Raw genomic sequence first — 7,776 nt, 5'->3', positions numbered from 1 at the left:
GGAGCTCACCCACCGGTATTCGGCCCAGCGGCGCGGTGTCCGCTAGACTCCCCACCCCGCCCCGTTAACAAAGTTGGTATAGCTGGTGACATTTAATAAAAATGTACTATGTTAGAGTACAAAAAGGGGCACCACCCCCCCCTGAGCGGCGGGGCGGCAGAACTAACTCCAGGGTCGCGCTACTCCTCGTCCTCGCAGTCGTCATCGTCGTAGTCGTCGTTGCGGTCGGCGGCGGCCTGGGCCCGATCATCGAAGCCCGACGTCGCGGTGGGGCTGCTCGGGTCGGCGGCGGCGGCCGCTGAGATACGGTCGGCGTCGTCGTGGCTCATCGATCCTTTACTCATCGCGTACCTCCAGAAATTGGTGGCGGCTCCGGGCATCACCCGGTGCGGCGGACGCTCGGGCCGTCGGATGGGCATGGCTGGGTTGTCCTCGGCCGCGCGGTCATAGACTCGCGCTCCGAGTCCCGGCGTCGGCAAAGCCTGACGCGAGCCTGGAGAAGCCGCAGCTCGTTGAGCCGGGCACCACCAAAGGTCGGTGCCATCTCATAGAGAGGAAGTACGACTGGTGTCCGGCCGCGACTACACCATCACCAGTTCCCAGCTGGCCAGCGGCTGGCAAAGCCGATCCCGACCGATATTCCAGCCCGGACAAGCCTTCCTCGCGTGCGCTGATCCCCAACCAAAGTGGGGCACCGCACACGCTACCCGCCGGTGTGGCCGGCGTACACGACCGTGGCTGGGGTGTGTCGGGCGGCCAGGACCGGCCGCCGGTGAGGCGTTCCATCTCGTCGACCCGTCGTTTGAGGACGCGTTGAAGTTGCGACGCGCTTGCTCGCCCGCACACAAACCAGCGGAATCTCCAAGGGGGCAGGTCCTCACGGACCGCGCGATGAACCGGCGCCGGGCTGGTGGGCCACCTCGTGTTCACGTGTGCCCAGTTCAGCGTGCAGGCCCCAGGCATTGCCACACCCATACGCCAACCTCCTCCGGAGATCGGCATCGATGTGGAACCTGGTGCTTTCGCGTCCGGCCGGGGCCCGCCCGCTCACCAGGCCGCGATCCAAGGTCACACTCTCGCTCGGCTACCGCAAGGTTGCGTGGTCATCGACCGAGGTCCGGCCCTGGACTCGGCTTGTTCCCGTCTAGGTGCGTGAACCCGTATGAGCTGAAATCCTCTTCCGTGGTCACATGTTCGGCACGGGCACGTTCCTCGTGACGTCGCTGCCGGTGTGAAAGCCCTTGTCTTCTTTGTTGTTCTGCGCGGTGGTCGGCGAGTTCGGCACCCAGCCCATTTTGTAATGCCGCGGCTACTTGTCCGCGTTCGTTCGTAGCGCTGCTGGCTGCGCGAGTCTGATCCGCGAGACGGCGGCTTTCGTCCTCGGCGGCGGTGCGTTCGGCAAGGGCAAGCAGCTCGTTGGCGTGACGATTCGCGGCCCGTGCGGCACTGCGAATCTGTTCGTGCGCGTCGCTGCGCTCGCGGTGTTCACGGACCAAGGTGTTGATGCGCTCCTGCAGGGCCTTGCGCTGGCGGCGGCGCATCACTGGCAGGGCGTCGAGTTCCTCCCGCGAGGTGTCGAGTGCGGCTGCGGTTGTACGGAGGCCTCGGATAGCGGTGTCGAGTTCATGGGCGTGCTGGCGGGCGACCAGTTGTGCATCCTCGGCGGCTTGTCGGTGTTCGGCCACGCTCGGGTCTGGTACCGCATGGGAGTCGTGCTGCCGAATCGGGGTGAAGATTTCGGCCTCTGTTGCGATGTTGCTGAGCCGCTGGGTAAGTCCGTCGATCGCCTCGGCGAGCGCGCGGTCGGAGAGACGTTGCAGCGGGGTCAGGATGGGAAGTGGTTGTTCGGTGAGCGGGTTGTCGGTCAGCCATTGCTCGATGAGTGCGCGCCCGGACTGGTCGAGTGTGCGCCAGTCGCGGCGCAGCATCGCCAAAGCCGCGGGCGCGGAGTGAGCTTCGGCGATGTGGGCGCAGCGTGCGGGGAGGTGTTCTGCCGGGTTGTGTTCGGGGGTGCCTGGCCGTTCGTTGTCGCGGCAGTCGTGGCACAGGCCGTCGTCGGAGATTCTGGGGGGCACGGGAGAGCTGGCGTTGCCAGGACGTTCGATGCTGCAATCGACACACGGCAGGCCGACGATGGCGGGTATCGCGGCCCGGTCGTAGTCGATCGGAAACCCACCCGATGCCGCCCGGGCGGTGGTCGTCGACGTCGGATCGCGGCGGTCGAGCGTGTCAGGGTCGGCGAGATAGGTATCGACCACGTCGTTGCCTGCGGCCTGAATCGGGACAAAAGCAGCCGGTGTGACCGTGGGGTCGAAGCGTTCGCGGTGGTCGTAGACGGGTCGAGGTCGGTCGTGGTCGGGTTCGGTGTCACGGCGGAAGACGCGTGGATCTGTCGTGGGTGTGCACGCCTGGATCAGCGCTTTGTGTTGCGGGAATTGCTGTGCAGCCCAGCGGAGTCGGGCTCGCGCGACGGGGAAACTGTACTGGTATAGCGTTTCCGAGATAGCGGTGAGGACCGCTTGTTCATCGTCGGACAGTCCGGTATTGAAGGTTCGGAACGCAGCGACAGCGTCGGCGACCTGCCCATTCGCGAACAACTCGGCAATGCGGTCGATGCCGGTGGTGAGGTCGCCCTCGGCAGGTTCGCTGACAGCGGCAGCGACAGGAGCGTCCTCGGCTTCGTGCTTGGCCCGCTCGGCTGTAGCGACGGTGACCGTGGGCTCGCTGCCGACGTCCGGTGTGCTCGGTGCAGGCGCTGCCTGTTCAGCGTGTTGGGCAGGCGGTGGCGGTGTCGGGGTGTGGTGGTGCAGTGCGTCGATGCGCCAGGCCAGTGCCGCCGCGAGTTGATCGGGACGCAGCGGTGCGGCATCGTCGGGCTGCGCGCCTTGGAGAAGTTCGTAGGCAGTGAAGAGCAGATCCCGGGGGGACCAGGATTTGGTGGCGCGTTCGACGGCGGCGACGACCCGAGGCCAGGCCGGTTCGGTGGTCAGCAATTCGGCCGTGTCGGTGCCGAGGACAGCTTCGAGGTCGGGTAACCAGTCGGGGTGGAGAGGGTCGGTGCCGGTGGTGTCGAGGGCGGAGGGTTCCAGTTCCAGGCGCGCCCACAAGGCCGCAGCGGGCATCTCATCGGGCAATGCTCGTTGTGCGGCGGCGTCGGTGAGCAGGGTGGTGATGTCGAGTCCGGCGCGGTCGGCGAGGTCGATTTTGTCGGCCACGACCGGCCACAAGGTGTCGGTGCTGATGCGAGCATCGATGTCGTCGACGACCTCGGCCCATCGATTGCGTGGCAGCGCGGGGTCACCGTAGGCGTCGATGACGCGTTGGTGCAGACGTTTCTGGTGCAGGCGTTCGAGGCCGGTGTAGCGGTCGGGTCCGGTGGGTCGGGTGTCGGTGTCGGGGACCCCGAGTCCTGCCCGCCACACCGCGAGCTCACCTAACAACGCGGGATCCGTCCCGAGAAGTGGGCGCGCCCACGCGGGTGCGATGCCCGGCGTCCACCGTCGCGCGGAGTCACGGATTTGTTCGGCGAGGGCGGACACGATCCGCTCGCGGGCCCGAACAGGCGCGGCCAGAGCCTCATTGGTGACGCCGTGGGGCAGGCCAGGCGTCCAACTCAACGGTCCGGTGCCGGCGGAATGGGCACCGGACGGGTCCAGTCGCCAGTCCAGCACCGCAGCAGGGTCATCGGCGGTGTCGAGTTCCCGATTGTCCGCGGCGGCGCGGAGAGCGGCGACGGGGTCGGCGCCGGTGAGTGCGATGAGGGCCAGGTGTTGACGCAGGACCGGGTAGGCGGGGCTGTCGGTCAGGTCGGGGTGGATGGTGTCGGCGGCGTGGTCGAGTTCGGTGAGACGGTCGCTGCCGAGGGCGTGTTCGGCAGTCAGGCCGAGGGTGTCGAGGTAGATATCGACCGCCCGTCCGATGCGCAACGCGGGGTCGAGGGCATCGCGAAGTTCGGTGTGCGCGGATTTCTGGGCCCCGTCGCGAGCCAGGACGCGTTGAAGTACTTCTACCGCGGTGCGTGGGTAGACGGCGGGTTCGGTGTAGATCGAGCCTTCGGCGCCGTCGAGAGCGGTCGCGACGTAGGCGTGGTTGGCGTGGATGCCGCGGGTCATCGCGACGTAGAACTGTTGGCGGGATTCGCGCCCGGACAACGCGACATGGCAGGCGTCGGCGGTGATTCCCTGCGCGGAATCGATCGTCGCGGCGTACCCCAGATGCACATGTGCGCGCACGTACTCGGCCGGAAGTCGGACGGTTTTGTCGCTGTCGGTGCCGCCGCGTCGGTGCGACACCGTCACTGAACCGTCCTCGTGGACGGCGGTGATGGTCCAGGAGTAGCCGTTGCGGACCCAGCCAGTGTCGCCGAAACGCAGCTTGGGGTTGTTGCGTCGGGTGCGCACGGTGTCACCGACAGAGCCGCAAAGCCCGTCCGCGAGGGCCACTTCGATCTCTGGTTTCGTGTCGGTTCGGGTGAGTCTGTCGGCGCGGGCGCGTGCGTTGAGCGCGGTCACGACTTCGTGGGTGGGTGCCAACATGACCGTGTCGCGACCGGTGTTGTGGTCGGTGGCCCATGCTGTGTAGGTGTCGTCGTAGACCGATCCGGTGTGCCCGGCATGGATGCGGTTGTTGTCCAGATACCAGGCCAACGCGGCCGGGTCCCCCTCGCGCAGCCCGATCGAGGCGGTTGCTTCGCCGGTGGAGGCGAACCGGACGACGTGTGACAGCGTCACGGTTTGTTCGGGGGAGGCGGCGTTCATGTCGGCGTCGGCGCCACCGGCGTCGATCGCGGGCAGTTGCTTGTCGTCTCCGATACAGCGCACCGTGGCCCCGCGTCGGGACAGGAACTGCAGCAGCTGCAGGCGTTTGGTGTTGCCGAGTTTGACGTGCTCGTCGACGATCACCAGCGTCGTGTTGTCGATATCGAGGACCCACTGCGGCAACGACGGCGGATGATCCCGCACGATCGTCGGTGAATCCGCACCAACGGTATGGCGGTTGATGACGTCGAGGAGCTTGTCGACGGTTTCGGCGCGGGTGCCGATCGACTCCCCGAGAACCGCGGCCGCGGCAGCGGTGGGGGCCATTCCGAGGACGGTACCGCCGCTGGAATGCCATGCGCTGGTGAGGACTTGCATGGCGGTGGTCTTGCCGGTGCCGGCCGGGGCGTTGGCGGTATGCACGCGCAACGCGGACGTGGCGAAGGAGGAGATCACACCGACCTGGCCGGCATTGAGCGGCCGATCAGGATGGGCGGTGTTGTAGTCGGTGACCGCGTTGGTCAGCAGGTCGGGGTCCAGGGTGCGGGCGCCGGGCTCGACCGACAGTTCGATGAGCGCGGCTTCGATGTCGAGAGTGGTTTCGGTGGTGTAGATCTGGGAGTTCGGACGAACGTGAACCGGGGTGCCATCTCGGTGGCGCAACCATGCCGGCACGGCGCGTAGCCCGGGTTCTTCGGTGAGGTCGGGATCACCGCGCGCGATCGTAGACCGCGGTGAGAGTGCTGCGGCGACGACTTTGTCGGGAACCCAGGCCCAGTCGGCGGGGCTGATCCGGCCGCGGAGCTGGCGTTCGACTTCGGCGCGCAGGTTGAACGGCCGCCACGTCGAGCGCCGCTCCGATACAGCGGCCAGCACACGTTCGGCGGCCGCGGCGATGAACGCGGCATCGGGGTCCGGCCGCGGTATCGGTGGCACCGACACCGCGGCCACCATCACCGCTTCAACGGGTTCACGGCCACCGAGCACCGTGGTGGCTTGGGCTAGCCAGGTTTGCCGTTGCTGGGTGTGTGATTCCGGAAGGTGTTTGGCCGGGCGGGTGTCCAACGTCGCTCGATCGGCGAGACCGTAGACCTCTTCCGGGGTGGGTTCGCGGCCGAAGGTTGCCTGGAAATCGGCGGTGAGCCGGTCCAAGCGTGCGTTGATCGCGGTGCCTCGTTGCGACCAGGCATGGATCAGTTCCAGCGGGACGCCGATGACTTCGCGGATCGGGACCTGGTGGATGTCGCGGTCGGGGCGGGTTTCGAACTGCAGGCCGAGGGTGAGTTCGAGGTAGTGCTCGAGGCGGGAGTCGTATATTTACGAGACCGTGACGGCCGCTTCATGGAACAGACGTGAGTCGATCGTGCGCCACTTGCCGTCCAGGGTGCGGACTTTGTTGGCGACCAGGACGTGGGTGTGGAGGTCGGGATCGCCTGCGCGGCTGTCGCGATGGGTGAAGCACGCCGCGACGATGCCTTCGACTTCGGCGTGGCGGACGCCGTTGCGGCCGAGCCGGGTGAACACGGCGTTGCGTTCCAGCCACGCCAACGCGTCACGGATCGCGCGCTGGTGGGCAGCCTCTAACCGCCGCGCCATATCCGGTGGGGCCAACGCCCACAACACCGACACGCTCTTCACCGGGGAGAAGGTGATCTCGAGACCGGCTAGCGCGGCCTGGTTGACGCGGGAGTTCTTGGCGACCCAACCCGACAACTCTCTCGCGTTCAGGGGTGCGCGACCGTACTCGTCGGTGAACATTTCGGTCGCCACGTGTGTGCGAATGCGTGCGCGTTCGTCGTCGGAAATGGCGGCAGTGGGCTCTATATTCCGTCCTGAATTATGTGCGCGGTAGGCCTGAGAGCAATGCTTCCGATACTCCGACCGAACCTCGTAGACGGCGAACTTGTTGCCCAATTTCGTTGCCTTCTCGGCCGCGCGGGTGGCTTCGCGGTCGCTTGCGCCGAGCACGATCTGCTGCGCGTAGACGTCGGTCTTGATCTGCTCGGCGTTCGGGTGAAGACCTTCCCCGAACAGTGACTTCATCTGGGACTCGGTCACTTCCGACCCGGCTGTGAGGTCGAGGGCGTCCAGTCCGGTGCCGTGCCAGCGTCCGGGTGCTTCACCGTGATCGGAGTAGTACTGCGACAGGGAGGACCGCCCGCGAGCGGTTCGGTCGTTGGCGGCGGTTTGACGCAGATAATATTGGTAGCCGTTTCCTGCGGCGACTCGATGAATAGTCGCGACCATGCCTCCATGAGGCACCAGCGAATTCGCTTGCCGCAAGCGACATTTAATTCCATTCGACAACTCTGGGCAACGATGGACAATTTTCGAGACGGGTGTTATTGGATCGTTATCCGAGATGCCAGATGTCTGCCTTCTAAATGGGCGGAGAGAAGCGAAGGGGAGGTGTGGGGGAGCGCGGAAGAGGCGCGGGAGGGATGGCGATAGGCGGAGCGAGGAAGCATGGACTGGGTGCAGCGATGGTGAGCAGAGGGAGGGTGATGCGGGAGTTTCGGGCGGGGATCAGCCGGTGGAACGCGAGTGATCCCCACCCCGCCGCCGGGCGCGTCAGCCCGGCGGCGCGATCGGCGCCCAGCCGGGGGCGCGCAGGGGTAGCGGCGACCGCCGATCGCGACGACGTCGCCAACCGACAGCTAGCGATGCTTGCTACGGCACCCGCGGGCGGGTGGCGGTGGGTCAGTCGAACCAGGCGCGGAACTGGATCGCGGTGTATCCGGGGGGCGCGGTGTCGGCGACGCTGATGCGTTGGCGCGCCCAGGACCCGATCTGGCCGTGGGCGTCCTCGATGTCGCCCTCGGCGCCTTCAAGAGTGAGCGCGGGAAGGGGATGAACCTCGTGTTCGTCGGGCGTGGAGTCAACGAGGAGGTAGACGCGGCGGTCGTGGTTGATCAGATACGTCCCGGGCACGACATCGGGAACCGGTGTCTCGGGCAGGTCCTCGGCGAGGCCATAGAGGTTGGTAGGCGGTTCGGTGCCGGGTTCGGGATCGCTGTAC

The 7,776-nt window shown here is 66.6% G+C and carries 3 protein-coding genes and 1 pseudogene; all 4 read right to left on the bottom strand.

Going from position 1 to position 7,776, the window contains the following annotated elements:
- Positions 1–179: 179 nt before the first annotated feature.
- Complete coding sequence (locus QH270_RS05985) at positions 180–344, bottom strand: hypothetical protein (RefSeq protein ID WP_280339384.1); 165 nt, start codon at positions 342–344, stop codon at positions 180–182.
- Positions 345–1,103: 759 nt separating this feature from the next.
- The gene (locus tag QH270_RS05980; protein ID WP_280339386.1) at positions 1,104–5,711 is read right to left on the bottom strand and encodes an AAA family ATPase; all 4,608 of its coding nucleotides are present in this window, start codon (positions 5,709–5,711) and stop codon (positions 1,104–1,106) included.
- A gap of 48 nt (positions 5,712–5,759) precedes the next feature.
- A pseudogene (gene mobF, locus QH270_RS05975) lies at positions 5,760–7,004 on the bottom strand (MobF family relaxase); the annotation flags it as partial.
- 453 nt (positions 7,005–7,457) lie between these two features.
- The coding region (locus tag QH270_RS05970) for a hypothetical protein (protein ID WP_280339383.1) at positions 7,458–7,776 on the bottom strand (319 nt) is incomplete at its 5' end.

This window comes from Nocardia neocaledoniensis, assembly GCF_029868625.1.
Taxonomy (GTDB): domain Bacteria; phylum Actinomycetota; class Actinomycetes; order Mycobacteriales; family Mycobacteriaceae; genus Nocardia; species Nocardia neocaledoniensis_A.
This window is presented reverse-complemented; position numbering and strand designations above follow the sequence as displayed.

What these genes read in the sequence shown, in the direction of transcription:
- QH270_RS05980 (WP_280339386.1), bottom strand. Translation starts at nt 5,711, where the DNA reads ATGGTGGCCGCGGTGTCGGTGCCACCGATACCGCGGCCGGACCCCGAT.
- QH270_RS05985 (WP_280339384.1), bottom strand. Translation starts at nt 344, where the DNA reads ATGAGTAAAGGATCGATGAGCCACGACGACGCCGACCGTATCTCAGCG.